30 protein-coding genes, 1 tRNA gene and 1 pseudogene are annotated in these 26,350 nt (G+C 32.2%); 2 read left to right on the plus strand and 30 right to left on the minus strand.

Annotated features, from left to right (window positions below):
- On the minus strand, positions 1 to 478 hold a 478-nt coding region (locus D1606_RS18960; RefSeq protein WP_199670697.1), incomplete at its 3' end, for a hypothetical protein.
- Positions 479 to 540: 62 nt separating this feature from the next.
- Positions 541 to 1,617, minus strand: a complete 1,077-nt coding sequence (locus D1606_RS08240) for a tetratricopeptide repeat-containing glycosyltransferase family 2 protein (RefSeq protein WP_119415533.1) — start codon at positions 1,615 to 1,617, stop codon at positions 541 to 543.
- A 141-nt stretch (positions 1,618 to 1,758) separates the two neighbouring features.
- On the opposite strand from D1606_RS08240, the gene D1606_RS08245 reads away from it, so the two are divergent.
- Positions 1,759 to 2,877 (plus strand): glycosyltransferase family 4 protein, encoded by a 1,119-nt coding sequence (locus D1606_RS08245; protein WP_119415534.1) that lies wholly within the window; start codon positions 1,759 to 1,761, stop codon positions 2,875 to 2,877.
- Positions 2,878 to 3,246: 369 nt separating this feature from the next.
- On the opposite strand, the gene D1606_RS08250 is transcribed toward D1606_RS08245, so the two are convergent.
- The 25 genes and pseudogenes from D1606_RS08250 to D1606_RS08375 all read right to left on the minus strand — a co-directional run bounded on the left by D1606_RS08250 (position 3,247) and on the right by D1606_RS08375 (position 22,424).
- Positions 3,247 to 3,825, minus strand: coding sequence for an Ig domain-containing protein (locus D1606_RS08250; protein WP_119415535.1), 579 nt, complete (start codon positions 3,823 to 3,825; stop codon positions 3,247 to 3,249).
- Between the two features lie 69 nt (positions 3,826 to 3,894).
- Positions 3,895 to 4,242, minus strand: a complete 348-nt coding sequence (locus tag D1606_RS08255) for a hypothetical protein (RefSeq protein ID WP_119415536.1) — start codon at positions 4,240 to 4,242, stop codon at positions 3,895 to 3,897.
- Between the two features lie 682 nt (positions 4,243 to 4,924).
- Complete coding sequence (locus D1606_RS08260) at positions 4,925 to 6,262, minus strand: phage portal protein (RefSeq protein ID WP_233548053.1); 1,338 nt, start codon at positions 6,260 to 6,262, stop codon at positions 4,925 to 4,927.
- Between the two features lie 12 nt (positions 6,263 to 6,274).
- Positions 6,275 to 6,661: pseudogene (locus tag D1606_RS19055) on the minus strand (phage holin family protein).
- A gap of 263 nt (positions 6,662 to 6,924) precedes the next feature.
- On the minus strand, positions 6,925 to 8,517 hold the full coding sequence (locus D1606_RS08275) for a terminase large subunit (protein WP_369973777.1): 1,593 nt from the start codon (positions 8,515 to 8,517) through the stop codon (positions 6,925 to 6,927).
- A 4-nt stretch (positions 8,518 to 8,521) separates the two neighbouring features.
- Entirely contained in the window at positions 8,522 to 8,917 is a 396-nt protein-coding gene (locus tag D1606_RS08280; RefSeq protein ID WP_119415540.1) for a hypothetical protein, read from the minus strand.
- The gene (locus D1606_RS08285) at positions 8,917 to 9,141 is read right to left on the minus strand and encodes a hypothetical protein (protein WP_119415541.1); all 225 of its coding nucleotides are present in this window, start codon (positions 9,139 to 9,141) and stop codon (positions 8,917 to 8,919) included. The genes D1606_RS08280 and D1606_RS08285 overlap by 1 nt, the downstream gene beginning before the upstream one ends.
- Positions 9,142 to 9,237: 96 nt before the next feature.
- Positions 9,238 to 10,191 carry a hypothetical protein gene (locus D1606_RS08290; protein ID WP_119415542.1) on the minus strand — a complete coding sequence of 318 codons (954 nt, stop codon included), beginning with the start codon at positions 10,189 to 10,191 and terminating at the stop codon, positions 9,238 to 9,240.
- 498 nt (positions 10,192 to 10,689) lie between these two features.
- Entirely contained in the window at positions 10,690 to 10,869 is a 180-nt protein-coding gene (locus D1606_RS08295) for a hypothetical protein (RefSeq protein ID WP_119415543.1), read from the minus strand.
- Between the two features lie 72 nt (positions 10,870 to 10,941).
- Positions 10,942 to 11,826, minus strand: coding sequence for a hypothetical protein (locus D1606_RS08300; protein WP_119415544.1), 885 nt, complete (start codon positions 11,824 to 11,826; stop codon positions 10,942 to 10,944).
- A gap of 222 nt (positions 11,827 to 12,048) precedes the next feature.
- The gene (locus D1606_RS08305; protein ID WP_119415545.1) at positions 12,049 to 12,237 is read right to left on the minus strand and encodes a helix-turn-helix domain-containing protein; all 189 of its coding nucleotides are present in this window, start codon (positions 12,235 to 12,237) and stop codon (positions 12,049 to 12,051) included.
- Between the two features lie 83 nt (positions 12,238 to 12,320).
- Positions 12,321 to 13,190: an SU10 major capsid protein gene (locus D1606_RS08310; protein ID WP_119415546.1), complete on the minus strand. Its 870-nt coding sequence runs from the start codon at positions 13,188 to 13,190 to the stop codon at positions 12,321 to 12,323.
- A gap of 82 nt (positions 13,191 to 13,272) precedes the next feature.
- Positions 13,273 to 13,710 carry a hypothetical protein gene (locus D1606_RS08315; RefSeq protein WP_119415547.1) on the minus strand — a complete coding sequence of 146 codons (438 nt, stop codon included), beginning with the start codon at positions 13,708 to 13,710 and terminating at the stop codon, positions 13,273 to 13,275.
- 79 nt (positions 13,711 to 13,789) lie between these two features.
- Complete coding sequence (locus D1606_RS08320; RefSeq protein ID WP_119415548.1) at positions 13,790 to 14,062, minus strand: hypothetical protein; 273 nt, start codon at positions 14,060 to 14,062, stop codon at positions 13,790 to 13,792.
- Positions 14,063 to 15,295 carry a GLUG motif-containing protein gene (locus D1606_RS08325; protein WP_119415549.1) on the minus strand — a complete coding sequence of 411 codons (1,233 nt, stop codon included), beginning with the start codon at positions 15,293 to 15,295 and terminating at the stop codon, positions 14,063 to 14,065.
- An 8-nt stretch (positions 15,296 to 15,303) separates the two neighbouring features.
- Positions 15,304 to 15,654, minus strand: a complete 351-nt coding sequence (locus D1606_RS08330) for a hypothetical protein (protein WP_119415550.1) — start codon at positions 15,652 to 15,654, stop codon at positions 15,304 to 15,306.
- 1,938 nt (positions 15,655 to 17,592) lie between these two features.
- Positions 17,593 to 17,772 (minus strand): hypothetical protein, encoded by a 180-nt coding sequence (locus tag D1606_RS08335; protein WP_119415551.1) that lies wholly within the window; start codon positions 17,770 to 17,772, stop codon positions 17,593 to 17,595.
- An 11-nt stretch (positions 17,773 to 17,783) separates the two neighbouring features.
- Positions 17,784 to 18,767, minus strand: a complete 984-nt coding sequence (locus D1606_RS08340) for a tyrosine-type recombinase/integrase (protein WP_233548054.1) — start codon at positions 18,765 to 18,767, stop codon at positions 17,784 to 17,786.
- A gap of 115 nt (positions 18,768 to 18,882) precedes the next feature.
- Positions 18,883 to 18,956 (minus strand) — tRNA-Arg (locus D1606_RS08345).
- Positions 18,957 to 19,033: 77 nt separating this feature from the next.
- On the minus strand, positions 19,034 to 19,534 hold the full coding sequence (locus tag D1606_RS08350; RefSeq protein ID WP_119415552.1) for a metallophosphoesterase: 501 nt from the start codon (positions 19,532 to 19,534) through the stop codon (positions 19,034 to 19,036).
- A 12-nt stretch (positions 19,535 to 19,546) separates the two neighbouring features.
- Complete coding sequence (locus D1606_RS08355) at positions 19,547 to 20,140, minus strand: XTP/dITP diphosphatase (RefSeq protein ID WP_119415553.1); 594 nt, start codon at positions 20,138 to 20,140, stop codon at positions 19,547 to 19,549.
- Positions 20,141 to 20,313: 173 nt separating this feature from the next.
- Positions 20,314 to 21,108: a glutamate racemase gene (racE, locus tag D1606_RS08360; protein ID WP_119415554.1), complete on the minus strand. Its 795-nt coding sequence runs from the start codon at positions 21,106 to 21,108 to the stop codon at positions 20,314 to 20,316.
- Position 21,109: 1 nt separating this feature from the next.
- Positions 21,110 to 21,580 carry a MarR family winged helix-turn-helix transcriptional regulator gene (locus D1606_RS08365; RefSeq protein WP_119415555.1) on the minus strand — a complete coding sequence of 157 codons (471 nt, stop codon included), beginning with the start codon at positions 21,578 to 21,580 and terminating at the stop codon, positions 21,110 to 21,112.
- A 75-nt stretch (positions 21,581 to 21,655) separates the two neighbouring features.
- Positions 21,656 to 21,874 (minus strand): helix-turn-helix domain-containing protein, encoded by a 219-nt coding sequence (locus D1606_RS08370; protein ID WP_119415556.1) that lies wholly within the window; start codon positions 21,872 to 21,874, stop codon positions 21,656 to 21,658.
- An 82-nt stretch (positions 21,875 to 21,956) separates the two neighbouring features.
- Positions 21,957 to 22,424: an acyl-CoA thioesterase gene (locus tag D1606_RS08375; protein ID WP_119415557.1), complete on the minus strand. Its 468-nt coding sequence runs from the start codon at positions 22,422 to 22,424 to the stop codon at positions 21,957 to 21,959.
- Between the two features lie 199 nt (positions 22,425 to 22,623).
- Here D1606_RS08375 and D1606_RS08380 point away from each other — a divergent pair, with 199 nt between their 5' ends.
- The gene (locus D1606_RS08380) at positions 22,624 to 23,115 is read left to right on the plus strand and encodes a GNAT family N-acetyltransferase (protein ID WP_233548055.1); all 492 of its coding nucleotides are present in this window, start codon (positions 22,624 to 22,626) and stop codon (positions 23,113 to 23,115) included.
- A gap of 30 nt (positions 23,116 to 23,145) precedes the next feature.
- Here D1606_RS08380 and sdhB read toward each other — a convergent pair whose 3' ends face one another.
- The 3 genes from sdhB to D1606_RS08395 are packed head-to-tail and all read right to left on the minus strand — an operon-like array spanning position 23,146 to position 26,342.
- On the minus strand, positions 23,146 to 23,919 hold the full coding sequence (sdhB, locus tag D1606_RS08385) for a succinate dehydrogenase iron-sulfur subunit (protein ID WP_119415558.1): 774 nt from the start codon (positions 23,917 to 23,919) through the stop codon (positions 23,146 to 23,148).
- Positions 23,920 to 23,921: 2 nt separating this feature from the next.
- On the minus strand, positions 23,922 to 25,673 hold the full coding sequence (sdhA, locus tag D1606_RS08390) for a succinate dehydrogenase flavoprotein subunit (protein ID WP_119415559.1): 1,752 nt from the start codon (positions 25,671 to 25,673) through the stop codon (positions 23,922 to 23,924).
- Positions 25,674 to 25,733: 60 nt separating this feature from the next.
- Positions 25,734 to 26,342 carry a succinate dehydrogenase cytochrome b558 subunit gene (locus tag D1606_RS08395; protein ID WP_119415560.1) on the minus strand — a complete coding sequence of 203 codons (609 nt, stop codon included), beginning with the start codon at positions 26,340 to 26,342 and terminating at the stop codon, positions 25,734 to 25,736.
- Positions 26,343 to 26,350: the final 8 nt, after the last annotated feature.

Consider the following 26,350-nt stretch of genomic DNA (forward strand, 5'->3'; position numbering starts at 1 on the left):
GCTCCGTTGATCCTGTTATTCCGGTTGCTCCCGTTGCTCCTGTTACTCCGGTTGCTCCTGTTACTCCGGTTGCTCCCGTTGTTCCTGTTGCTCCGGTTGCTCCAGTTGGCCCGGTTGCTCCCGTTGCTCCTGTTGTTCCTGTTGCTCCTGTTGAGCCTGTTGATCCGGTTGCTCCGGTTGCTCCTGTTGCTCCTGTTGCTCCTGTGTTACCGGTACCAGGTCCAGTCGGGCCGGTTACTCCAGGAGACCCAGTTGCACCAGTCGATCCAGTCGGGCCAGGTCGACCAGGAGGACCAGGTCGCCCAGGTCTTCCTGGGGGTCCAGGAGGTCCAGGTATTGGACATTTTCCACAGTGACAAGGTGATGGATAACAACTTCTACAATGATCATCGCCATGTTTGTGATGATGTTCACAATCACAATGAGAACGATGACACTTACTACAATGTTTATGACTATGATGTTTTTTTGGACTCATATTTTTCTCACCTCCCTCGTATTAAGCTATTCAGCTTACTAAAAGGTGACAAGGACATAAATCTATTTAAAAAGTATTTTTTCAAAGTACTTTTTGTTATAAAGGACTTTTTCAGAGTTAGGTATATACTTACCTGCCATTTCATTATGCATAAAAGCAGTTTTATAATCTTTTAAACGATCGTAAAGAACGCAAAGTTGTAAATGTGGAAGCCAAGTTGAAAAAGCTGGAGTTTGTAAGCTTAGACTAGATTCTACACTATCACTGTGTAGAAGAGCGTGTTTATACCAATATATTGCTTCGTTATTTTTGTTCTGTTCCATATAATAGAAACCAATTCGACAACAAGCTTCTGGTCTAGGAAGGTCATAGGAAAATGTTCTTAAGGCTGCATTGATTGCTTTATCCTTCTCATTTAATTCTAAATAGCAATCACCAATTCGAAAACAAGCCCGAATATTGTCTTCAATCCATCCTTGTTTTGTTTCTAAAAATTCTTCATATTTTTTAATTGCTTCAAGATATTCACCATGATCTGCCAATTCATTAGCGTAATAATACATATCTCTTGGAGTAAATTCTTTACCGGTGTCTAACATTTTCCTATAAATTTCGATGTTTCGATTTTCATCATGGCTTAATGGAAGATGACTAACCGCTATGTCACTTTGAAATATATTTCCGTGAACAGCGAGGAATTCATGAACTTCTCCAACCCACTGAAAGTTTTTAGATCTTTTAGCTAATCGATTTCTTCTTAAAAGTGCAGAAACATTCCCATCATCATCAAATCCTAAGTTATAAATCATTGACACAGCATCTACTTCTGGAGAAAGCATTTTTTTTAACTGTTTAAGCTTTTCTTGATCTTGTTCTAGGAACACATCATCAGCATCCATCCAGAGAATATAATCCTTTGTAGCTTGCTGGAAAGAGAAATTTCTAGCTGCTGCAAAATTATGAATCCACTCAAAATCGAAAATCCTGTCGGTAAATTCACTAACAATTTCTTTTGTTTTATCTGTTGAACCTGTATCAACAATATTAATTTCATCTACGAGGTCTTTTACAGATTCAAGACATCGTCCGATTACTTCTTCTTCATTTTTTACAATCATACATAGACTAATAGAAATCATTGTATATCCCTCCCGTAGTATATATATGTAGAAGAAATCAGTTTGCTTAGGAGATATAACAAAAAGGGCGTATGAATAGAAGTAACTCGTGCATGAAACCTTTCATATTGTAAGGAGACAAATACTACTAAGGAGGAGAAAATGGTGAAAAAAATTGCGTTACTAAGTATGGATGGGCACACATTGGGTGATCAATATATTTTTAAAGATATTTGCCTAATTCCTATCTTGTTAGGGGAATATTTGGGCTATGATGTTCTTATTACGACGGAAATAAATCAAGAAAAGCTAAAGGAAACTTTTCCAAATATAAATTTTGAATTTATTTCCTTTCAAGATAATTATGAACTAAACATGAATCAATATTTACATGACCATGGGAACGAAATCGATATTGTCTTTGCTTTTGGTGCTTATCCTTCTTATTTACAGTTACTTGACACATACAAAACGAGTCATCCAAATGGAAAAACATATTTAAAACTAGATATGAACCGCTATTGGTTAAATCGTCTAGTGGTAAACACCCCTGATTATCTAATTCGTCTATTTGAGCATTGTGATTTTGTATCAGCAGAATGTTCCCCTATCGTGAAAATACTTGAGGAAAAATTTCAAAGGAAAATTCATCATATTCCAAATGGTTATTATGATTTTTTTCCAACAGAAGCGGTGTCTTATGGTGAGAAAAAAAATATAATTTTAACTGTCGGTAGATTAGATGCACCAGATAAACAAGTAATGATGGCGGTATATGCTTTTTTGAATGCACAACTTCCAGATTGGGAGCTTCGCTTAGTTGGGGCTATGTCGGAACAATTTAAAGAACAGTTAATGAATTTTGTTGCTGCAAGTCCCTACTCAAATCAAGTGAAAATTTTAGGCCCCATATTTGACAAACGTCAATTGGAAGAAGAATATAGACAAGCTAAAATTTTCTGTCTTACCTCTAAAGTAGAATGCCATGCACACGTATTAGCTGAGGCCGCAAAAAATGGTTGTTATCTTATGTTAACTGATATAGATGGTGCAATCGATATGACGAAAAATCAAAAGTGGGGTAGAATCCATCCTATCTACAATTGGCCTTTTTTTAGTGAGTCACTTAAAGAGGTATCAGAACAGGAAGAATTGTTTAAAACAACATGTATGGAAATTCAAAACTTTGCAAGGAACAACTTAAATTGGCACCACCTAATTGCTAAAATAGCAAATATATTAGGTGAAGAACGAAGTGAACAAAAAACTGATTTACTTTAAAGATTGCTTCACACGCGAATTGCAGCTCTCAGTGCAAAATCGAATACCATTAGCGACGGCTGCAGACCATTTTCTACAACATTGTTGTGTAGTAAATGTGTAATAACCTTTCATTTTTATCCTTTTTACTGAAAAAACAAAAGCGCCTCAAACCCTTATTATTAAAGGATTTGAAACGCTTTTTAGTTTGTTCAATTCATTCTATAGAACCTTATTATGTCCCAGGAGGGATTCGAACCCCCGACCTCCTAGACTTTTAAATGTAATACTGTAAAGGTTATAGTTATTTTCAAAAGTACAAGTATCGGTTAATGACCGATTTAGTTATTTTCAATTATAAGGGAAGGTATATTAGTTTGTCCACCATTTTTAAGTATTTATTTCACATGTAATAATTAATAATCCTTTTTGTGTCTTATCTACATTTTTTACTTTCCATTCACTATCCATTACAGTAAACGTGCTATTCACTTGTAATTTGTCACGATTAGTTTGATTATCTTGTACAGTTACTATTATTTGATTATCTGCAACTAATAATTGATTGCCACTAATGGCAAATGATTTATTATCTACAATCGTATAAATTGAAATTGGATCAGTTTCAACTGTAATAAAAATCTCATCTCCATAACGGTCATATATTGGATTTCCGTCATCATCTGTCATCATAACTTCTTCTGTTGCCCCTGGAATTTCAATTGAATAGTTACAGTGTCGTATTAAAGCCTTATATTTATTTGCACGTTTTGTTACACTTTCAGTTACAATTAAATACTTTTCATTGTCATATGTGATTGAATCACCTTGTTTAATTTCTTCAATTGTATGTATATAACGTTCTTCATGGCTAGTTACATTAGAATGAGTTATTAAGGCTTTATGTTCAACATCATTAATTAAAACAGTATCCCCCATTGTATCAATTAAAAATTCTATATCGTTCATCTAATCACCCCTCATTATATTTTGACCTGCGGTACTGATTCGGTACTTCAATCTGATATAACAATTCGTTCAGTCAGCAAATAGCATAAAGAAACTTGAATCACTAGTTGTATTGGTATCCTCAACTTGCAAATTATCAATTTTATTTTGTAACTGATCAATACGAGCCATTAAATTTTCATGGAATTGTGATACCGTCATATCATCAATAACATAGTCTTTCATCATACTAGGATTATTTGCTACAGATTCAAGTACAGATAATGCAGTCATGTATACTTTTTTCTTATTTAAAGGCACATTAGGTTGATATACTTCATTAGGGATTAATCCATTTTCAGATAGATACACTTCCCATTCATCATCTGTAAGAGTAATCCCCTTTACTTCCATTTTTACACGTTCAATATTTAACATTTAATCATTCCCTTTCTATTTAATTGCAATAAAAAACACACCACTAATGTGCTGTAACTAATAGTTATAATGCCGATAATCAAATTTTTTTCGTGTGTGTGTAAGAGGACTTGCTTGTGGTAATAAATTACAATTTGAGTGATTGATTATTATTATATATAGCCTATATTTACTACGTTATACCACCTATATTATTCAATAAAAAGCAAATAAAAGCGAAATTTCATTGCATATTATACATAAAATATACTGTATAAATTGCATATATTCATTATTCTATACACTACCCCTCACAAACGTTGATATATCAACTACTGCCCGTAAACTTTATTATGTAAACAAAATTAAAAATATACGCTATGAACCCTTGATATTACTACATTTATACAACTTCCACTATAACTTTCACTATTAAAATGATCAAAATTACAATTGTATATAGAAGTATATTTATAAATTGACGAATAATTTATATATTACAAGGACTATATACCTACTGTGAATTATATGGTAATAACTGGTATAAAAATTAATCAAAATTGGATTAAAAATTAGATGAAAAATTGCTAATGCGTTATTATGCTCAAAATTAAGGCTATAACATGAACGTGCAAGATAGCATTATACTATTCACACTATTCCCCATCATATCAACATTCACGCTTAATTATTCCCCATAATACTATTCATTATTTCCCACTGTATTATTTCCATCTACAACTACATTATCATTATTCTCCGCTGTACTTTTATGTATTCTTTCTAATTCCTGTACACTGTCATTTATATATGGTGACTTCTCTAATACGCTTTCTAAACTCATAGATTTCATTTCATATAAAGTTTTAAGGTTATTAATCACTTCTGTATCATTACTTGGTACATCATATGAGAATTGAATATCTAACGTTTCAAACTCGTTATCTGTAAAGTTTTTACCTAAATATGATAACAATACACGATACTTATTCAATCGTTCTTCTAATCCATCTCTTAAATAGTTCTCATTAATTTTAGCCTTCACATTTGCTAACGAATATAAAATTCTAATACTTGTTTCTGATACATTTGCTATTTCTGCTTTGTTCATTGCCACATTAGGTGTACTACTAATATCAAATAAAGTTTGGATTAATTTATCATATAAAGCATTGAACGCTTCAACATCTAATTGAATACTTGCAAACTTAAACTCTGAGCCATCATCTAACTGTACACCTTGACCAACAATATTAGTTGCTATGCCATTACCTTTTAATTCTTGACCTGATACAACAGGAATAGGATTCATATTCTTATATACAGTATCAGTGAACTTAGATAATACATTCTCAATCTCATCTAATATAAATATCCAATCATCTAACTCTGACTTGCCTTTAATATGTGATAGTTCATTATCTGTCTTATAGATGATAGGTAATCCACTAAGATTAGTATATTCACCAATAAGATGTAACTCCCCACCCTCATTAGAATACTCATATACCTTATCAGGAGTATATACAATGTAGTATGAGATACCATCATTCACATAAGATTGAACAAATGCCATCAACTCATTATTATGATCGTATAGTGGATAACCTTCTTCTGTATCAATGATACGTGACTTAATCTTTCCATCTTGTATATATAGATACTCGTATGCTTCACCATAACTCAATAAGTTGTGTAGGATTTTAACATTAATTCTATCCATCTTACCTTTGCGATTAATCTCATTGATTGCTTTAACTACTCTCTCTTTACCTGTATAGACTACTGGCTTACTCAATAAGAATGACTTTTGAAAGTTAAGTAACGTTTTAGCATATGATACAACAATCTTGCGAGGACTATATAACTTACCATTGTAATTATAACTAGGACTATTCAAGATAGCGTGAGAACCATCTAAATATTCTTTCTTGCTATGTATATCTTGCTTATTCATTTGATTAGAAGGTTCATTTACAACTTGAACAAACCAATCTGATTCACCATCATACTTTACATTTATGTAATCATTTAATTCCAATTCATTTCACCTCTATTTATTTTCATCTTTAATTGAAGTAAATTTATCTTTAATTTGTTGTGGTAATGGAACATTCATTGCTTCTAAATTCTCAATCAAACTAATACCCTCTACTGCTATTAAATACTAAGCAACAATAGTTCTGAATACAGGTACTCCACCTATTAATAAATCAAGCATATTAGCAACGATCAACGCTACAAAGTACATACACTTCTTCATTACACCTTTGAATCCTGTATTACTTGATACTGTATTAGTCATAAAGCCTTTAATAATCCCTGTAATAAAATCTAATGTCATAAATACAACTAATATAGATAAACTCACATTCCAATCACCAATTAACCACGTTAATCCTGTTAATGTTAATGTCCATATCCATGCTAATTTTTCCACTTACTCACCTTCTTTCATTATCGAATTTTCGATACAGCAATTTTCCCGAGTGAGATTGTAGTCGTTTTAAACTACCACTATAAAATAGGACAGTACAGAACAAAAGTGTACTGTCATCAATTAACCAACTTAGGTAATTGAACTGGGTTGATGATAACAACTCACAACTCGATACCGTTTTGGTACTGACCTGACCGATAAAATGTAGTGGTCGCTTACACCGACTTCAATAAAATAGGCTTTCGATAAATTACCGTAACCTTTTAAATTGCTACATAATATTTATTCTGTTTCATTGCCTGAATTGCCATTGCAGTTGAAATGACTAAATCGTCATGGTTGGTCGAACCTTTCTTATTACCCATCTTACCGTTATCTTCTTGGAATATTTTCATTTCATCTAATGTTTCAAGCGAGTGAATTAGAATTAAATTACATTCAAAATGTTCTTTCATATCATTGATTAAAATTGGCTTCGACACATTTGTAGTCATAAATCCTAATTGTCTAATTTTCTTACCTCTCTCATTGAATATCTTTTGTTTCAATAAGTTTTCATAGCCATGTTTCTTCCTCAAGGATTCTAATAAAGGTAATCCATAACTATTCCTTTCTACTGCTAAAAAGGCATAATTAAAGTACCTACCTAAATCGTTCACTACTTGAGCAAATTCATAGACAGGTACTTTATTTGAGTAAAAACAAGCACATTGTTCACCTTCTGCATTAAAGATACTAATTGTACTATTATCCCCTCCTACCCCTGAAGCAACATCAATACCTCCATAATGTCGCATTTTAGGCTTTGGAAAGTTATAGATAAACAATGACTTATGCAAATATTTATGTAATGTTTGTGGTAATTTCTCTTTAACTTGCTTAATATGTATAGGTTTTTTTGCATTATTAAAACGTGTAAGTATTTTATCTGTATCAAATACACTCTTATTAGATGTACTAAACGCTACCTCAGGGGTAATAGGAAACTCACGATTCCATTTCTCTAAACTATTCAATGTTATATAATATCGTCTATACATCAATTGTCTATATGTACAGTTATATTTCTCTTTTAACTCTATTTCATCTTGTTCTAAATCGTCATAACTCATTCTTTTACCCTTATTATTAACTTTAAACCATTCCTCGGCTTCATCAAAACTATGCTTGAATTGTTTCTCATATGCTTTTGCTAACCATGAATAGAAGAAAGATTTCCACACACTATCAGTTGTCCTATATGCTTCCATAAATAATTCTTGATAATAGTTAAACCCCATTGCAGTACTCTCAATAATGATCGAACTATCAGGATTCTTTGCTAATGCTGGAATAGCAGTTGCAATAATTTCTTCTTGTACATTTGCTGGATACTTTGCCATCTCAGAAAGGTGAATAAGTTGAAATGTATTACCCGATATACTATCTGTACCTTCCGCTGTTGCTACAACTATCCTACTACCATTTACAAATGACATTTCATCTCTGTTATCAATTGTAGTTTTAGGGAATATATCATACTTATCATGAGGTAATGAATTGTACATCTTTTTTAATTTACGTAGTAATGACTGTGTTACTTTCCCGTTATGTGTCATCATGAGATAACTCGTATCAGATTTAGTCATAGCAGACCACAACATGAATCCTAAACTTAAAGTTGTAAATCCAATTTGTCGCCCTTTACAAATAATATTGTATTTTTCCATATCATCAATGAATTGTGATTGCTCAGGATTCAATACAAAAGGTACACTCTCATTGTCATTGTTAATAATCTTGATAAAGTTCTTACTAAACAATTTAAAGTCTTTTGTTATCTTATCTAATTTTTGTTTCTTAGAAAGTGGTGGCACAATTTTACACCTCCAGTTCTAAATCATCATCTTCAACCTCATCAACTTGATTAAAGTAACTTGTAGCCAATTTTGATTGAGATTGTATATCCTTTTGTAATGCGATAAATAATTTTATAGATTTTTCCTCACCTTTTTTCGCTTGTTCAGATACTATTTGATAAATTTCTTCATAGTCTTTAATCGCTTTCGTACTCAAATACAATGTGACGAGTGCTTTATATTCTTGAGTACGTTCCCACCTTTTGAAACTATTCATACTTTTCCGCTGTACACTTTTCAAAAATTCTTTTTCTGTTTTAACTGGCTCTGATTGATCAAATCTTAAGTCAGGAAACTTATACTTAAAATAGAGGGCATACTCAAATTTAATTTGCTTTAGTGCTTCGTTTAATTCCATTATTTATCACCTAATTTCTTATCAAGTTTTATTGTTGCTTCATTAAGCAATTTAATATTTTCATCATTCAATCTGATTAATTCCTGTATATTCAATTTCATTTCTGCGACACAATCTTGCATATTATCAATAGTCTTAATTGAATCATCTACAATAGACTTAATATCATGACATGATTCTTTAATTACTCGTTGTTTAGTTTTAAATAGATTCTTAATTTGCATACGTATCAATCTCCTTAGATTAAATTTAGTAAATAAAAAGAACTATCTCATAACTGAAAATTCAGCCACGAAAATAGTTCTAATTTTTAATATTGATTAACCAAATATTTCTTCCCAATCTCTATCTGTAACATTATGTTTCTCAAGTATTTCATCATCACTAGTTGTTTCTTCTTTTTCAATTACATCTTCTTTAGGCTTAGTACCTTTATATCCAAATACTAAAGGTGCTTCTTCTTTTTGTCGCTTTGGTTCTTCTTCAATATCTAATTCACTTTCGACATCAATTTTCTTCTTATTCTTTTTCTTCTTATTAATTCGACTAATTAGTTTATCCATGTTATCTTTGTGAATTCTCAAGAATTTCTCAATTTCATCAGTTTTCCAACTATTTAAAATGAAATGTTCAAAATTAAAGCCACCTTTACCATTTCTTTTTCTATAAGATGACATAAAGTAATATCTATTCAAGTTGTATATCATTTGATTAACATAGTCTTTATCAAAGCCTAAAAATTTAGCAATTTTAGCAATTGACATCCAACTTTTATGCTCTGAATTTTGTGACCATTTAGTAATCAAACAGTACAAGGCATAGTATTTTTCATTTAACCCTTTATCCTCATACAATTGGAACAATGACAGCGGAACATAAATATAATACTTATCATCATCTTTTTTAAAATCTTCAATTGGGAAAGTATCAATAGCAGTAATAATAAGTATATCCTTATCCTTAATATTACCATTTTCATCTATTAAATATTCCCAACGTGATACATTTTCAAGTTTAATAATTTTAGCGTTTTTCATCTTCTTCAACAACTCAAATATTTCATCAGTTTTATATTTAGTAACCTTTCTCAACATTGAGATAGAAGTAATAAATGTATGTTCATTTTCTTGATTATATATTCTAAACTTGTATAATTGAAAGTATAGATTTAAACCTTTATATGTAATTTTCTCATATACATTTTGCTTTCTATCCGATTGATCGAACCATGCTGAGTTGATTTTGATTGAGTTGACTGCATAATTAAATTTCATAATTGATTACCTCCAAGATTATATAGATTAAATTATAGTTGAGTAGAGTATAGTTGATTTATTTCTAACTCCACTTTTAAAACTTTTTAAAATGGGAATTATAAACTTATTAAATTATATATTCTATTAACTTAGTTAATTATATCCCTTATATTCTCAAAATATCATCAGAATTGTATATAAAAGTGTACCCATTACCCCAAAATATCATCGTCCATATTTTACCAAAAGTCTAATGAGCCTTACTCTCCCAACGGATTCAAGCATTTTTTAGTTGTGTCGTGGTATATCCGATATTTGACGAAAATATCATCAGAATTGTAATGTAAAGTGTACCCATTTAGTAAAATATCACGATTTTTGTAAAATATCAATACCCATTTAGTAAAATATCATCAAATATTTTTAAAATACTTATATATCAACGTTTCAATGTGTCGGCAAAAAATCAAAATATCATCAAGTTATTTTAAACAATTCGCAAATATCATGATAATATCAATGTAATTGTTTATATTCGTCTAATGCTTTTTGTAAATCATCATTTTTGTAAAACATACTAAACGTTTTATCTGTATTTTGATTCTTTGCAATAGTGATATAGTCTATACATTTAACATCATGTAAAAATGTAAATAATTCTTTGTTATAGCAAAAGAAAAATTGTGTTCTATCCATTCTTAATTACCTCTTTCTTATTTAATAGTTAAAAGGGGGCGTTATTTCGTCCACCCCCTATTGTTATGTATTCTATTTAATAGTTGCCTTGTAGCCATTTTTTGAAGTCAATGCAAATGAAAATACATTATCTATTTCATGTTTTGACTTAGGTGCTTGTATTTGTTTCTTATTTGACTTGCTAAATTTCTTTACTTTTTCAATATCAAACTGTAAATCATCAATAGAAAAATCAAGCATTGGAAATTGAGATTTTAAAAAATCAGTGTCCAAAAACGTAAATAATTTACCACTTTTCTTACTTATTGATATTTTTTCATTGAATAAGTGTATTCTTTTAAAACTTTCAAATTCTCGTATAGTTTTACGTGCAAATAAATCTTTAAATACTTGTAAATCCATGAATAAAGCGTGTTCATGAAAAGCGTCATATCCACCATAATAAGCAAGATACCAACTATCAATACACGCTAATGTCATTAATTGTTCATCTGTTAAAGTATTAAAGTCGAATATTTCATACATAACTGCAACCATTAAAGCGGTAGAACCTGCATATTTTTGATAATAGTTACCTTGATGAATGTCATATGCAATATTCATATTTGCAGATTGTGGATTTACTTCATCATTCTTATGTATTTTGACAACATGATTGTCGTATGCCTTGAATCCATTTTCAACTGCCATATCACAAGCAATAATTTTATCTTTTGTAGTTCTTACACCTCTAACTTGATGTATTGAATTAAAGTCATAAAAATATCCAATTTTACAGTTGAATTTATACTTTAATAATGCACAGGCAAATAAACTATCAATATCATCTGTAAGAATTAAATAATATGTATCATCTACAACCTTTACCCATTCAGGGAATTTGTCGATAAATTTCTTAATTTCATTAGTTTTCTTATAATAACCACCAAATGGTAATTCAATTTCAACTTGTTTCATTAGTTAGCAAGAGTAAAATCCTCCCACTAATCCTTCTTATCTCATAAATATCCTAAAAACCACATTCCCAAACTAAATGAGAAATGCTTCCTCCTTGTATATCCTCGGTAAAATTTTATTAATTATCCTCAATTAATAAACCGAAGTCACAAGAAGGAAGTGGTTATATCGAATTTTGTATAACCTCTCACGTTTTACACCTCTCGTTTCTATATATTAGATTTAATAATTTTCAATGTAATTTTTATAGTGTGTATATAATTTGTCGTTAAACTCGTACTTTCCAGTTTCAAATATTGAGACATATGCTTGAGTGACACCTAAATGACAAGCCACTTGTCCCTGTGAAATACGTTTGCGTTTGCGTAACATGATTAACTTTTCTTTTTCTGTAAATTCGATTTCATTCATTTTTATCTCCTTGTAAATATCCTTATTAAAATAAAAAGAGGACTGCGATTTTTATCGCAACCCCCAATTAGTTATGTATTAAATTATTTTGTTACAGTTAATACTGCAACTGCTTTTGGTGAGCCAACTTTAAGTGAGTATTCACCGACAATTTGACCTTTAGTAGAATCACCAGTTTTAGCAAGTGGTTCAAAGTGTGCTTCACGTAATGCAACTGCATTTACATAAGAATCATTGAAGAATACAATTTTATCTGCTGGAACGTGTTTAGAAAGTACAAATTTAACGTTACCGTAGTTTGTTGCAATTTCATCAACAAGTAAACCAAATGAAGTAGTTGTATGTTGATATGAATAACGATCTTTGTAGATAGCGTCTACTTGTTCTTTTAAATCTGCATTAACAAACGCATATACTTGACCTTCTGATAAATCTTGATTCCACAAATTACGCATAGCAGTTTTAATATCACCTTCTGTTACAGTACCAGTAACTTCAACTGCATTATCATCATCTGCAAATTCAATGATACCTGACATATGACGAATGAAATCACCTGTAGAGCCATCCGCTTTTAAACCATTGATTAATTTTGATTCCAAATTTGTCTTGAGTTCAAGTAATCGGTCAGCCACTTCTTCGCTGAATTTTGTTGATTGCATTGCTTCGGATGTACCTGAAATTGAAACTGCCTTTTTGAAAATTTCAAGAATATTTGTAATTTCACGTTTTGCAGATTGTTGGAATACAGTTGTATCTCCACCTTCGACTGCTGAAATATCCGCTGTATTATCTAAAGTCTTTTCTTTCCATGTATAAACTGTTGATAATGCTTTTTCTACACCTTTTGAAAGTAATAAAGATGTAAATGGTGTTGCTTGTACCCCTAGTAATGCTAATTCATTGCTCAAAGAAATTTGTTCTGTTGCTGTAAAGTTTTGTGATGTAAACATAAATATCAATCTCCATTCTATTTTTATAATTTTTTATATTGAAAAAGGTATCTATAAAATAGACACCCTTAAACAACCAACTTTATTTTCCAAATAATTTACTTAACTTTGCACTAATCATACCTTGTGCGTCTTTCTTTGCTTGTGCTTCTTCATATTGAGTAGTAGAAGTAGAACCACTCGGAATATATGAACTATTAACCTTATTTTGCTTGTAAATCTCTTGAAGCAACTTAATAGCGTTATCTAGTTCATCTGTATTTTGCACTTTAATCAGCGGTGTAAATTGACCAAATCCATTCTCTTTAAGAGTTAAATTTACTTCTTTATCAAATAACTCTTTCTCACGCTTTTTAAGATTAATTTCAGCGTCTGTAGGCTCTTTAGGAATCTTACCTTGCAATTCCTCTAACTGTGCTTTTAAAGCGTCATAATCGGCTTTAGATACCGTTTGATGTGCTTCTGTTTCAACTTGTTCAGTAGTTTCTACTTCTTCATTTACTTGATTAATTTCTTCCATTTTAATCTCTCCCTACCACGATAATAAATACGACTGCGACTACTGTTAGACAAATTGTCCCTACCAATTTCATCACCCTTTAAATAAATTTAATTTGTACCTTATCTCTTGCTAAGATTGGTTTATTGTTATATAAGCCACTAAACTCATACACAAATTCACTCAATCCAATTGGAACAAAGTCATAAAAATAGACACCAACATTTTCCTTGTTGCTGTCATCTAAAATAAACTGTTCAATTTTAGTTTTATCAGATTTATAAATAGTCAATTTAATATCACTAGGATCAATTGATTGACCATTAAAATTTTTAAAATGTACTTTTAATCTGATAGTATCTCCTTGATACATCTAAATCACCTCCACTATTGAAGGATTAATAATATAACTTAACTCTGACATATTGACTGAGTTTGAAGTTGTAGAGTTATTTTCTATTGCTAACACTTTTCCAAAAACAGGAATATCATCAATAGGATAAAATGTAGCAACTTTACTATAGATAGGTTGAATATAACTATCAACTTGACGTATAGCGTTTAAAATAATCCTGTGGCTTTCTGTAGCGTTTGTATGCAAACTTGATAGATAACCCTCTACACTTCTTAAAACACTTCTACGGACATTTAACGTATTAATAAATGGATATAAGCAACTATTTAACTGTACTGTTGATTTTTTACTGTTATTCAAGTTAGATTGAATAGTTGAAATGTAAGAATCTACATTTACAGTTTCTTTATTTACTACTACAGGTACACCGAATACTTTAAGTAATGGATAATCGTTATTAATCAACCATGTATCAGTAAAATCCCAATTATAATAAGTTGATTTAGTTTTCATTTCCGCTGTCGTTTTACCTGTAATTCCTATAACATTTGATGTAAGTGGATTTCCAACTTTTGCAGTATTAGATTGATTACTCGTATTAATATCCCAATAGCAGTTATTAAAAATCACATTATCAGCATTACGAACAAAACCTGCAAAACCTGCGTATCCATTCCAGTTAGAAGTTTGAGTAAAGGTTACTTTACCAGTCGAGTAACAATTTGTAAAAGTAGAATTGCTATCAGCAGTTCCAATAAAACCACCACCATATGAGTCACTAGTAACATTTACATCACAACTAGAATAACAATCTTCTATCATAGTTGTATCCGCCTTACCAATTAACCCACCAACTTCATAAGGACTTGTTATAGAACCACCTTTAACATAACAATTCTTAATTGTTCCACTATAACAGTAACCTACTAATGAACCTGCTACATATTCTCCTCCTGAAATTGACACGTTTTCTAAACCAACATTTTGGATAGTTCCATAAAATTTTTGACCAAACAAACCAATGTAAAGCGAGTTTGTAGATGGTTTATTAACCGTAAGGTTCTTAATAATATGACCTTTACCGTCAAAATTACCCTCAAAACCCCCTACCCAAGTTTTTCGATCATAATATCCGATTGGTGTCCAGTTACCAAAATCACTCATATCAATATCATTTGCTAATTCATAATCTGCTTTAAGATTATTACGAATGTTATCTAATTCTTGTGGTGTGCTAATTAAAATAGCCATTTAATCACCTACACAACTTTTTTAGGAATTTGAATAGTGTGTACTACTGTCAACTCATCTGATTCAGATTGCATTGTAAATGGTGTAAATGATTCAACACTAAAAGGACTACCATCTGTAGCAACATTATAGATAGCACTCTTAGCAAAATTAACAGGTGCAGTAATATCAGAATCACTACCTTTTACCACCACTGTAATTTTTACATTATCCCCTTCAATAGTTGAAGTAACTCGACTATCTGAATTAGATAATCTTACAATTTTATTACTTTGATCATCTTGTAATTCTATGTACTGCCAATTTGACTTAATGTAATTACGTAAATCTGCATATGCTTCTGCTGTAATTTCAGCCAATTAAATCACACTCCTTAAAAAATATAAATAAAAAGCCACTCATTTGAGTGACAATTAAACTAACTAATAAAATTAAAAGAAAAGAGGAAGGAGTGAATATGGCAACAAACACTCCAACCATTAATAAAGATTCTCGTATGACACTATACGAATTAGTTAGGGTGGTGAACCCCATTACACTATTAAAAATATTAATAATATAATGCGAATCATCACTGTGTATCCATTCTGATAAATAAGTTCTATTGCGTTACATTTCAATCGTTATCCATTCTGATAAATATCCGTTCTTTGTCGTTTTTTATATCCATTCTGATAAATACCATCAACTGTTTACATTTATTCTGTATCCATTCTGATAAATACCAACTTTAGTCTTAATTTTTATTGAGTAGATAATATTTTTTATTAGTCAGTAATCTCATTTGTTATCCAATCTGATAAATACCGTTAACTGTTCTTAATTTTTATTCTATGTCGTTGTGTATCCAATCTGATAAATATCATTATAGATGCTTAACATTTTCACTGTTCTTAATTTTTTGTTTAGTGTTCCTAAAGAGTACTATTAAGAAATTCCTTCAATACATCAGTATTCATAGTACTTTTTGGCACTTTAACACACTAAATTGTTTTTGGAAAGCCTTATGTATCAAGGGATATATCGTTTTGTAAATCAAACTTTTCTTACATCTGAATTTTTGAATTTATATTCCTTTAACGGTTATTAAGAAATCCCCCTGAAACCTCAATAAAATCCATACTTTTAGGCACTTTAGTATGTTAAAGTTATTCTACAATCATTGATATAATAACGTTTTATGAGTTTTTAATAGTGAGATAAAATACTAGTTTCATACTCCTTCCATATATATGAAATGCAATCAACTTTTGTAACCGTTGGTATTACTATGTTTATAAGGCATTTCTATTTTCCTAAATGATATTCTTCTTCCATATATATCATTTGTAATCGAATCTTGAAACCGTTGATACGACTGCATTTATGGAACATTAGCAAATCAAACAAATTTATTTTTTCTATTCTTCATAGTTTTTTCTATATTTATTCTTTTAGCACAGTCACTACAATATCTGTTTTTATAATTAGTGACTTGTATTAATTTCACACCACACTCCTCGCACCACTTCACCTTCTGATTTCCATGATATGCTTCGTTGCTTTACGAGAATTATTTACTCCTTCCATATATATGATTTGCAGTCAACTCTGAACCCCCTACTCCCACAAGGGATACGAGAGTTTTCTGAAAGTGGTTATTTCTAATTTGACTTTTCTTTCTCATTTTGCATTAATCCGAGCATGAAACGCTTAGGCTTTTGTAAAGTTGTTGCCTTATTTAGCAAACTCAAAATATATGAATCTACTAAACAGACAACAACTATCCATTAATCCTCACACTCACGTTGAGTATTTTGCCTTGTTTAGTTGCGTTCTCTCGAACAATACACCTACTACCTACTTTTGCCCCCGATAGTTCAATTCATGCTTATATAAGCGATCATACTTGTACAAGTTAATATTTATCCGACTATTGCGGAACTCAATAACATGAATATCTATGGTGTATTTGTATTACCCTTGAGTAATCAAACCTTCCCACCTGACCAATTATGTGTGTCAGCCACATTCACGTACAATAGCAAACAAGGAAACTATTATCTGTACGCTAGACTTAATTATTGCATCGGCTAAGTCATAACCTATCAAGGTTAGATTATAGTCGTATTATTCGGCTCTCCACGACTAACTAAACACTAAAAATAATCGTACTTAAATAAACCTTTTACTTGTCATTTTTGAAAAAAGGCTTTAATATAATATTAAATACACTTATGCTTGTTGGGCGATAGTGTTAGTTATATTCAGTTGTGGAGGGAAAGTGACTGCAATCACTTAACCCTCTTTTTATTTGCTTATTTTCTGTAACGAGATGTAACCTCACCTTTTTTATTGTTTAATACTTCTACAATTGCTTGTAATTGTTCATTTGATAGTGATACTTCTTGTAAATCATCTTTTAATTCATCTAAAATCATTTGACAGTCGCTAACACTAGAAAAACAACAAATCGTATATGGTACATATGATTTCATGATAAAACCTCCTATAGATAATCCCTTAACTCTTGAGCAGTTTCTTCTATATTTATTGATAAGTATTGAGTTGTTACCCCTAAATCAGAATGACCAAGTGCTTTAGAGATTAGATTAATATTTGCTCCCTTCCTCAAAAGGTTGGTAGCGAAACCTCTACGTAAAGCGTGTGGTGATATATTTTTTATTCCATATTTCCTCGAATAATTATTTAACTGTTTCTGAATAGCATTTGAAGTAATACCTTTACTTACAAACTCACCTTTATTAGTGATAAAAACGTACTCGTTAAATTCATGATACTCATTTCTAATTTTTTGGTTCTGTTCCATAAGAATATAGAGTAAATAAACCAACTGATCGTCAATCGGTAATTTTAATCCTTTATGGTTCTTCATAAGTTGTCCATCTAAATTCAACAATTTATTTTCTAAATCAACGTGTCGTTCTTCAAGTTTTGAAAGGGTTGCTATTCTAATTCCAGTTTTATACATCAATAAGACAGCAGTACCATTCCTTAAATCTAAAAAATTATTGAAATCAAGCACAGACAATAACATATTCACATCATCATCTGTTGCCCCTTCTTTGATTTTTTGGTCTACTTTAACATTGATATTTCTCCAAAATTTAGTTTCTAACCATCCATTATCCAAACAACGTCCTAAAAAAGCCTTAAAGCATTTTAACCTTGTCAGTTTTGTTTGATTAGCAACATTCATTGATTCCAACCATTGATAAATTAAATTGTTCGTAATATCCAATAAATAAACTGCTTTTGTAACTGTTTGAAATTTTCCAATAGTGTACTCGTAATCATAGAGAGTTCTAGGTCTAGCACCACTAATCTCCATTTGTCTTAAAATAATTTGCAAGGCATTTTCGATGGTAATACCATTATCTTTTTTTCGTTTATTTTTTTGTTGATTCGGCATAGATAAGGTATTTACATCTAAATTTATATTTACATCAAATATGCCCTTTTTTTTAGTCACGAAAAAAGCACCCCCACTTATAAGAGTTATTCCAAATCAGTCATGTGACCGATACTTGAAAATATACTTATAAGCAAGAATGCTTATTTATCAACCTTTTACGTTATATAAATTATGTCCCAGGAGGGATTCGAACCCCCGACCGACGGCTTAGAAGGCCGTTGCTCTATCCAGCTGAGCTACTGAGACAGGATGTCTTTTTGATATGTTATCCTTAAGACATTTCCTATTATAGCATCCCTGACAAAATTGTCAACACTATTTTATCAATATAATAAAGTTTTTTCTTCAATTTCCTTTTTTTCTTCTGTATAGAAAATTATATGCCAACCATTTTTGATATTTTCAATGATTGCATAACTTTTTTCTTTGCGGCCTCTTGGTAGTAAAAGGCTTCCCGGATTGACATAAAGTATATTATCAACAAGTTCAACGCCTAGCACGTGAGAATGTCCAAATAAGACTACATCTGCTTCTACTTCTCTTGCTCGATAAGATAACGCAGTTAGACTTGATTTTATATGATATAAATGGCCATGCGTCATGTAGATTTGTTTACCATCTATTTCTTTTATCATTTCAGTTGGAAATTCAATATCTTGATCGCAATTGCCTCTAACTTTTAAAACACCTTGGAGTTCTGGCGCCGAGCATGATAACTCGCTATCTCCACAGTGGAAAATAGCGTCTACATCGGGGTTTTGCGCGATTACATTGGTAATTACTGCTGCATCACTATGTGTATCACTCATGACTAATAGTTTCATCGCTACCCTCTCCTATTTAAACCAAGATGGTAATTCTTCTGCTAATTTACGAATTGCATTTCCACGGTGTGAAATAGACCCTTTTTCTTCAGCAGTCATTTGAGCCATTGTTCGTTCCATTGAAGGTACATAGAAAATTGGATCATAACCAAAGCCATTATTGCCACGTTTTTCAGTTAAGATAATACCTTCGGACGTACCAAATACAGTTTTTGTTTTATGTTCTGGGCCGGTAATAGCTAAGCAACAGCAAAATCGTGCTGTACGCTTTTCTTCAGGTACTCCCTCTAAATTTTCTAATACTTTCTTAATATTCGCTTCATCATCATGATCTCCTGCATATCTTGCAGAATATACGCCTGGTTCTCCATTTAAGGCATCTATTTGAAGTCCACTATCATCTGCAATTACAAATGTATTGAGATGTTTTGCAACGGTATCTGCCTTTAAAATTGCGTTTTCTTCAAATGTTGTTCCTGTTTCTTCAATTTCCATATCTGGTGCTACATCAAATAATGTCAAGACTTCATAGCCAAGCGGTGCAAAAATAGCTTCAAAATCTTTAGCCTTTCCTTTATTCTTTGTAGCAATAACAACTTGTTTCATAAAAATTCCTCCTAATATTCCAATTTATTTTATCATTTCGCTTTCTTTAACTCCAGTAGCTTAAAACATAACATTTTATAACTAAGAATCAATGACGAGCCGAGCAAAACTACTCGTCCTATGTATAATAACTCAAAAAGAAAGCCCGAAAAGAAAACTTTTCGAGCTTCATACTATAGTTTTATTCGTTTGACATGGACTTCTTTTAAGGGTAACCAATTACTTGCAATTGTTTTGAAGATAGGAACTGAGCCTGTTGTATAAAAAAGATACTCTGGAGATTTTTTGTCTGTTCTAGCAATATGCTGGAACTGTAAAATTTCCTTTACATGTTTTGCTGTTTCCTCTGCAGATGAAACAACATGAACTTGGTCGCCTACTACTTCTTCAATTAGACTTTGAATAATTGGATAATGTGTACATCCTAAAATCATCGTATCAAACTTTTCATTTTTTAATGGCGCTAGTGTTTCCGCTACCAAGCTTTTGGCAAATTCGCCTTGGTATTCTCCACTTTCAACAAGTGGTACTAATCTTGGACACGCTAAAGATGTTACGTTACTAGAGGAATATAATGAATAAAGTGCATTTTCATATGCACCGCTTTTAACTGTTCCTTGAGTTGCAATAACTGCAATATCATGTGATTTTGTTGCTTTGACAGCTGCTTGAGCACCTGCATTAATCACACCGATTACAGGGAATTTACAACGTTTTTGTAGTCCTTCTAATGCGACTGCTGTAATTGTGTTACAAGCAATCACAAGCATTTTAATATTCATTTTTTCAAGCTGATCGACTATTTGCCAAGTAAATTGAATCACCTGTTCCTTGGAACGGGGACCATATGGGCAACGAGCAGTGTCGCCTAAATAGGTTATCGATTCATTTGGTAAATAGCGAAGCATTTCCTTTACAACGGTTAGCCCACCAACTCCTGAATCAATTACTCCAATGGGAGCATTCACATTAACCGCCTCTATCCTGGTTCATTTCTTTGTATAGTTTGCTTAATAATATTGAAAGAGATTGAACTTCTTCGCATTTAAAATCTTTGACGATATCTGCCAAATAATTTTGACGTTGTTCAATTACTTCTTCAATAATACGTTCTCCTTCTTTAAGCAAATGGATACGAACGACACGACGATCCTGATTATCCCGAATTCGTTGTACTAGTTCGTTTCTTTCCATACGATCAACTAAATCGGTTGTCGTACTGAACGCTAAATACATTTTATTCGAAAGATCTCCAATTGTCATGTCTCCTAGCTCATGAAGCCATTGTAGAGCGATGAACTGTGGTGGTGTTATTGTGTAATCACTTAAAATTTCTCTACCTTTTTGTTTTATAAGAGCTGCAATATGACGTAACTCTTTTTCTAACAATGCAATTTGTTCAATATCATGTGTGTTATTCTGTTGCTCTTGGTTTGACATGTAGCTACTCCACTCCTCAAAAGGATTACTTATTCCTATTGTGAAGTGTTTTTTTCAAAATGGCAAGTGTACTTTTTACTCTAAAGTAAACTCCCCTAAACGGATTAACTCAAGCATTGCTTGTGCGCGACTAGATACGCCCAGTTTCTGAATAGTATTAGAAATATGGTTTCGAACTGTTTTTTCACTTATACCTAGCTCTTTAGCAATTTCTTTTGTCGTATAATCCTTCATTAATAAAAGAAATATTTCGTGTTCTCTTTTCGTCAAAATTGAATGATGAAAACGACTCATTTACGTGCGCCCCTCCAATCCCCTCACACTGTAAAGTATGATAGGAATTGAATAGCGGTGACGGCATTTGCCCGAAGTTTTTTTATAGAATAATATTACTTTTCTTTTGGTTGTTTAGTTTGGATAATTGTCGTTCTTCCCAAGGTACTGATTTTCCAGTTTCTTGGTTCATCTGAACGACTGTCCCTCTACCTGTAAAACATATATGGTCAAAATCATCTACACCTAGATAATGTAGATCTAATGAAGATGTACCTATCTTGGCAATCTTAACATATACCTTTAATTGTTCATCAAAATATACCTGTTTTACATAATCACATTGTATGTCTGCAATCACAATTATGTTATTTATTTCCCTATCTAGCCATTCTTCCATAATTCCTAAATTATTTAGAAACTCAATTCTTGCTTGTTCAAAATATACAATAGGTACTGTATTATTCATATGCCCATACAAATCAGTTTCAGAAAACCTAACTTTAATAGGCGTGAAAAAAGTAAAATCCTTTTGCCACTCTTCTAAATCTTCAATATAACTTTTTATCATTTCAAAAATCCCCCTTGTTGTAAAATGAATGATTATTCATTTTATTATATCAGAACATTTAAATAATTCCACATAACTACTACTTCTGTTTTTCACAACTTATTACAGGATTATTTATTGTACATCTTTTAATGAAGGAATATAGAAACATCCATTGAATAGATATAATTACAAATTTATACATGCTAGGGGGATTTGTTTGGAAATAGAAATAACACTTTTAAGTGAAAACAAGGAGTTTGTTAAAGCTGTTTCGCAGATGGTCTATAAAGAATTTGTATTACCTTCGAGTAGCAAAATGTCTTTTGATGATGTTGTAGACTTTTTTTCAGATACTTATTCATCGAAATTCCCAATAACATTCATAGCTATATTAGATCATCAATGTGTTGGCACAGTATCAATATTTGAAAATGATTTCAAGAAATGCACACATTTTAAGCCTTGGTTAGCTTCCCTTTACGTGGACCCGAACTACAGAGAAAGAAAAATCGGAATAAGCCTTATTGATGCCTTATTAAAACACTTAGTCTCATTAGGTTTTAGAGAGGTGTATCTTAAAACTGAAAATGCTGCTGAATATTATCTAAATCGTGGTTGGGAATTTGTTGAGTCAGTATTAGATGATCGAAATGTGAATTTAGATATTTTTAAACACAATTTAATAAATAAAAAACTCCGTACCAAGTAAGTACGGAGTTTCTCGTTATCTATCTTTTTACTAGTCAACCATATGGTCAGAACCAAAGAAGTTCTTGAACATTTGAACAGTTGTAGCACGGTTTAATGCTGCGATAGAAGTTGTCAAAGGAATACCTTTTGGACAAGCTAATACACAGTTTTGTGCGTTACCACAGCCTTCAAGACCACCTGGTGTCATAATAGCGTTTAAACGTACATCTTTAGTCATTGCGCCTGTTGGATGTGCGTTGAATAAACGTACTTGTGAAAGTGGAGCTGGTCCCATAAAGTCTGAATGACTGTTAACATTTGGACATGATTCTAAACATACACCACAAGTCATACATTTAGATAATTCATATGCCCATTCACGTTTACGTTCTGGCATACGAGGACCTTCACCTAAATCGTAAGAACCATCGATTGGAACCCAAGCTTTAACTTGTTTCAAAGAGTCAAACATGCGGCTACGATCGATTTGTAAGTCACGAATTACAGGGAAAGTACTCATAGGTTGTAATTTCAATGGTTGTTCCAATTTATCAACCAATGCTGAACATGATTGACGTGGGCGACCATTAATTACCATTGAACATGCCCCACATACTTCTTCTAAACAGTTCATGTCCCATGCAACAGGAGTAGTTTGTTTTCCTTCAACTGTTACAGGGTTTTCACGAATTCCCATAAGAACAGAGATTACGTTCATATTTGGACGATACGGAACTCTGAATTTTTCCCAATAGGGGTTAGAGTTAGCATCATCTTGACGTTGAACTTCAACCTCAACATATTTTTGCGCTTCGTTTCCCATAATTAGTGAGCTCCTTTCGTATAGTCACGTTTACGAGGTTTGATAAGAGATATATCAACGTCTTCGTAGCTAATTTTTGGATCAAATGAAGGTGTAAACTCAGCAATTGTTGTTTTAAGGAATTTTTCATCGTTACGTTCTGGGAATTCAGGTTTATAGTGAGCTCCACGAGATTCATCACGAAGTAAAGCACCTTTAGTAATAACATTTGCTAAAGCAATCATATTTCTTAATTGGCGAGTGAATTGAACACCTTGGTTTGACCATTTAGATGTATCATTAATATTAATGTTGTTCCAACGTTCTTTTAATTCTTGTAATTTTACAAGAGTTTCTTTTAAACCATCGTTGTAACGAACAACAGTAACGTTTTTAGTCATTACTTCACCAAGTTCTTTGTGAAGTAAGTATGCATTTTCAGTACCATCTAAACGTAATACTTCATCCCATTTAGCTTGTTCTTCTTTAACAGCTTTATCGTACATAGATGATGGAAGATCATCAACGTGTTTATCAAGTCCATGAATGTAGTTAACAGCATTCGGACCTGCAACGCTACCACCGTAAATAGCTGAAAGTAATGAGTTAGCACCAAGACGGTTACCACCGTGTTGAGAGTAATCACATTCACCTGCAGCGAATAAGCCAGGAATTGAAGTATGTTGATCAAAGTCAACCCATAGACCACCCATAGAGTAGTGAACTGCTGGGAAGATTTTCATTGGAACTTTGTGTGGATCATCACCAACGAATTTTTGGTAGATTTCAATGATACCACCAAGTTTAACGTCAAGTTCATGTGGATCTTTATGAGAAAGATCTAGATAAACAACGTTTTCGCCGTTAATACCAAGTTTTTGGTTGATACATACGTCGAAGATTTCACGTGTTGCGATATCACGTGGAACTAAGTTACCGTATGCAGGATATTTTTCTTCTAAGAAGTACCAAGGTTTACCGTCTTTATAAGTCCAAATACGGCCACCTTCACCACGAGCTGATTCTGACATTAAACGTAATTTGTCATCACCAGGGATTGCAGTTGGGTGAATTTGAATCATTTCACCATTTGCATATTTTGCACCTTGTTGATAAACGATAGATGCTGCAGAACCAGTATTAATCATTGAGTTAGTTGATTTACCGAAGATGATACCAGGACCACCACTAGCCATGATTACAGCGTCAGCACGGAATGCTTTAATTTCAGAAGATGTAAGGTTTTGAGCTTTAATACCTTTACATACGCCTTCATCATCAAGAATTACACCTAAGAATTCCCAGCCTTCATATTTCTTAACTAATCCTTCAACTTCCCATTTACGAACTTGTTCATCAAGTGCATAAAGAAGTTGTTGACCAGTAGTCGCACCAGCAAATGCTGTACGGTGATGTTGTGTACCACCGAAACGACGGAAATCTAATAAACCTTCTGGGGTACGGTTGAACATAACGCCCATACGGTCAAACATATGAATAATAGATGGTGCTGCATCACACATTGCTTTAACTGGTGGTTGGTTTGCTAAGAAGTCCCCACCATATACAGTATCATCAAAGTGGATCCAAGGAGAGTCCCCTTCACCTTTTGTATTTACGGCACCATTAATTCCGCCTTGCGCACATACAGAGTGTGAGCGTTTTACCGGAACTAATGAGAATAATTCAACTTCTGTGCCCATTTCGGCAGCTTTCATAGTAGCCATTAAGCCAGCTAGTCCACCACCAACGACTATCAATTTACTTTTAGCCATGTTTTTTTCTCACTCCTCGTTCAAATAGTAATCAAGCGCTTACAAGTCTTCACTAGACTATTACAAAAATGCAAGTAGAGCGCCAACGCCGATTACAGATAACACTACAAAGAAAATCATTGTGATGAAAGTTGCAACTCTTTGAGATTTTGGAGATTGTGTAATACCCCAACTTACTAAGAATGACCAAATACCATTAGCTAAATGGAAAGTAGCTGAGATAATACCTAATGCATAGAATACAACCATGATTGGGTTAGATAAAATATCAACCATCATGTTAAAGTCAGCTTCTGTACCAAGTGCTTTTTGGATTCTTGTTTGGAAAATATGCCAAGCAATGAAAATTACTAAGAATACACCAGTAATACGTTGTAATAGGAACATCCAGTTACGGAAAGTACCAAAACGTTTGTTATTTGGTGATGCTGTAAATGCAATAAACACACCATAGAATGCATGGAACATTAAAGGAATGTAAATTACGAACCACTCAAGGAACCATAAAAATGGTAGATTCCCCATAAATTCACTTGCTTTGTTAAATGATGCTTCTCCGTTTGTTGCTGAGAAATTGATTAACAAGTGTTGCGTCAAAAATAGCCCTACTGGAATAATTCCAAGAAGAGAATGCAGACGACGCCAATAAAACTCTCGATCTTTCGACAAGACTGTTA

This window comes from Rummeliibacillus sp. POC4, assembly GCF_003576525.1.
GTDB lineage: Bacteria > Bacillota > Bacilli > Bacillales_A > Planococcaceae > Rummeliibacillus.

Bases quoted from the DNA above. Each gene is read 5' to 3' on its own strand.
- D1606_RS08240 (WP_119415533.1), bottom strand. From the start codon at position 1,617: ATGATTTCTATTAGTCTATGTATGATTGTAAAAAATGAAGAAGAAGTA.
- D1606_RS08245 (WP_119415534.1), top strand. From the start codon at position 1,759: ATGGTGAAAAAAATTGCGTTACTAAGTATGGATGGGCACACATTGGGT.
- D1606_RS08250 (WP_119415535.1), bottom strand. From the start codon at position 3,825: ATGAACGATATAGAATTTTTAATTGATACAATGGGGGATACTGTTTTA.
- D1606_RS08255 (WP_119415536.1), bottom strand. From the start codon at position 4,242: ATGTTAAATATTGAACGTGTAAAAATGGAAGTAAAGGGGATTACTCTT.
- D1606_RS08280 (WP_119415540.1), bottom strand. From the start codon at position 8,917: ATGGAATTAAACGAAGCACTAAAGCAAATTAAATTTGAGTATGCCCTC.
- D1606_RS08285 (WP_119415541.1), bottom strand. From the start codon at position 9,141: ATGCAAATTAAGAATCTATTTAAAACTAAACAACGAGTAATTAAAGAA.
- D1606_RS08290 (WP_119415542.1), bottom strand. From the start codon at position 10,191: ATGAAATTTAATTATGCAGTCAACTCAATCAAAATCAACTCAGCATGG.
- D1606_RS08295 (WP_119415543.1), bottom strand. From the start codon at position 10,869: ATGGATAGAACACAATTTTTCTTTTGCTATAACAAAGAATTATTTACA.
- D1606_RS08300 (WP_119415544.1), bottom strand. From the start codon at position 11,826: ATGAAACAAGTTGAAATTGAATTACCATTTGGTGGTTATTATAAGAAA.
- D1606_RS08305 (WP_119415545.1), bottom strand. From the start codon at position 12,237: ATGAATGAAATCGAATTTACAGAAAAAGAAAAGTTAATCATGTTACGC.
- D1606_RS08310 (WP_119415546.1), bottom strand. From the start codon at position 13,190: ATGTTTACATCACAAAACTTTACAGCAACAGAACAAATTTCTTTGAGC.
- D1606_RS08315 (WP_119415547.1), bottom strand. From the start codon at position 13,710: ATGGAAGAAATTAATCAAGTAAATGAAGAAGTAGAAACTACTGAACAA.
- D1606_RS08320 (WP_119415548.1), bottom strand. From the start codon at position 14,062: ATGTATCAAGGAGATACTATCAGATTAAAAGTACATTTTAAAAATTTT.
- D1606_RS08325 (WP_119415549.1), bottom strand. From the start codon at position 15,295: ATGGCTATTTTAATTAGCACACCACAAGAATTAGATAACATTCGTAAT.
- D1606_RS08335 (WP_119415551.1), bottom strand. From the start codon at position 17,772: ATGAAATCATATGTACCATATACGATTTGTTGTTTTTCTAGTGTTAGC.
- D1606_RS08350 (WP_119415552.1), bottom strand. From the start codon at position 19,534: ATGAAACTATTAGTCATGAGTGATACACATAGTGATGCAGCAGTAATT.
- D1606_RS08355 (WP_119415553.1), bottom strand. From the start codon at position 20,140: ATGAAACAAGTTGTTATTGCTACAAAGAATAAAGGAAAGGCTAAAGAT.
- D1606_RS08365 (WP_119415555.1), bottom strand. From the start codon at position 21,580: ATGTCAAACCAAGAGCAACAGAATAACACACATGATATTGAACAAATT.
- D1606_RS08370 (WP_119415556.1), bottom strand. From the start codon at position 21,874: ATGAGTCGTTTTCATCATTCAATTTTGACGAAAAGAGAACACGAAATA.
- D1606_RS08375 (WP_119415557.1), bottom strand. From the start codon at position 22,424: ATGATAAAAAGTTATATTGAAGATTTAGAAGAGTGGCAAAAGGATTTT.
- sdhB (WP_119415558.1), bottom strand. From the start codon at position 23,919: ATGGGAAACGAAGCGCAAAAATATGTTGAGGTTGAAGTTCAACGTCAA.
- sdhA (WP_119415559.1), bottom strand. From the start codon at position 25,673: ATGGCTAAAAGTAAATTGATAGTCGTTGGTGGTGGACTAGCTGGCTTA.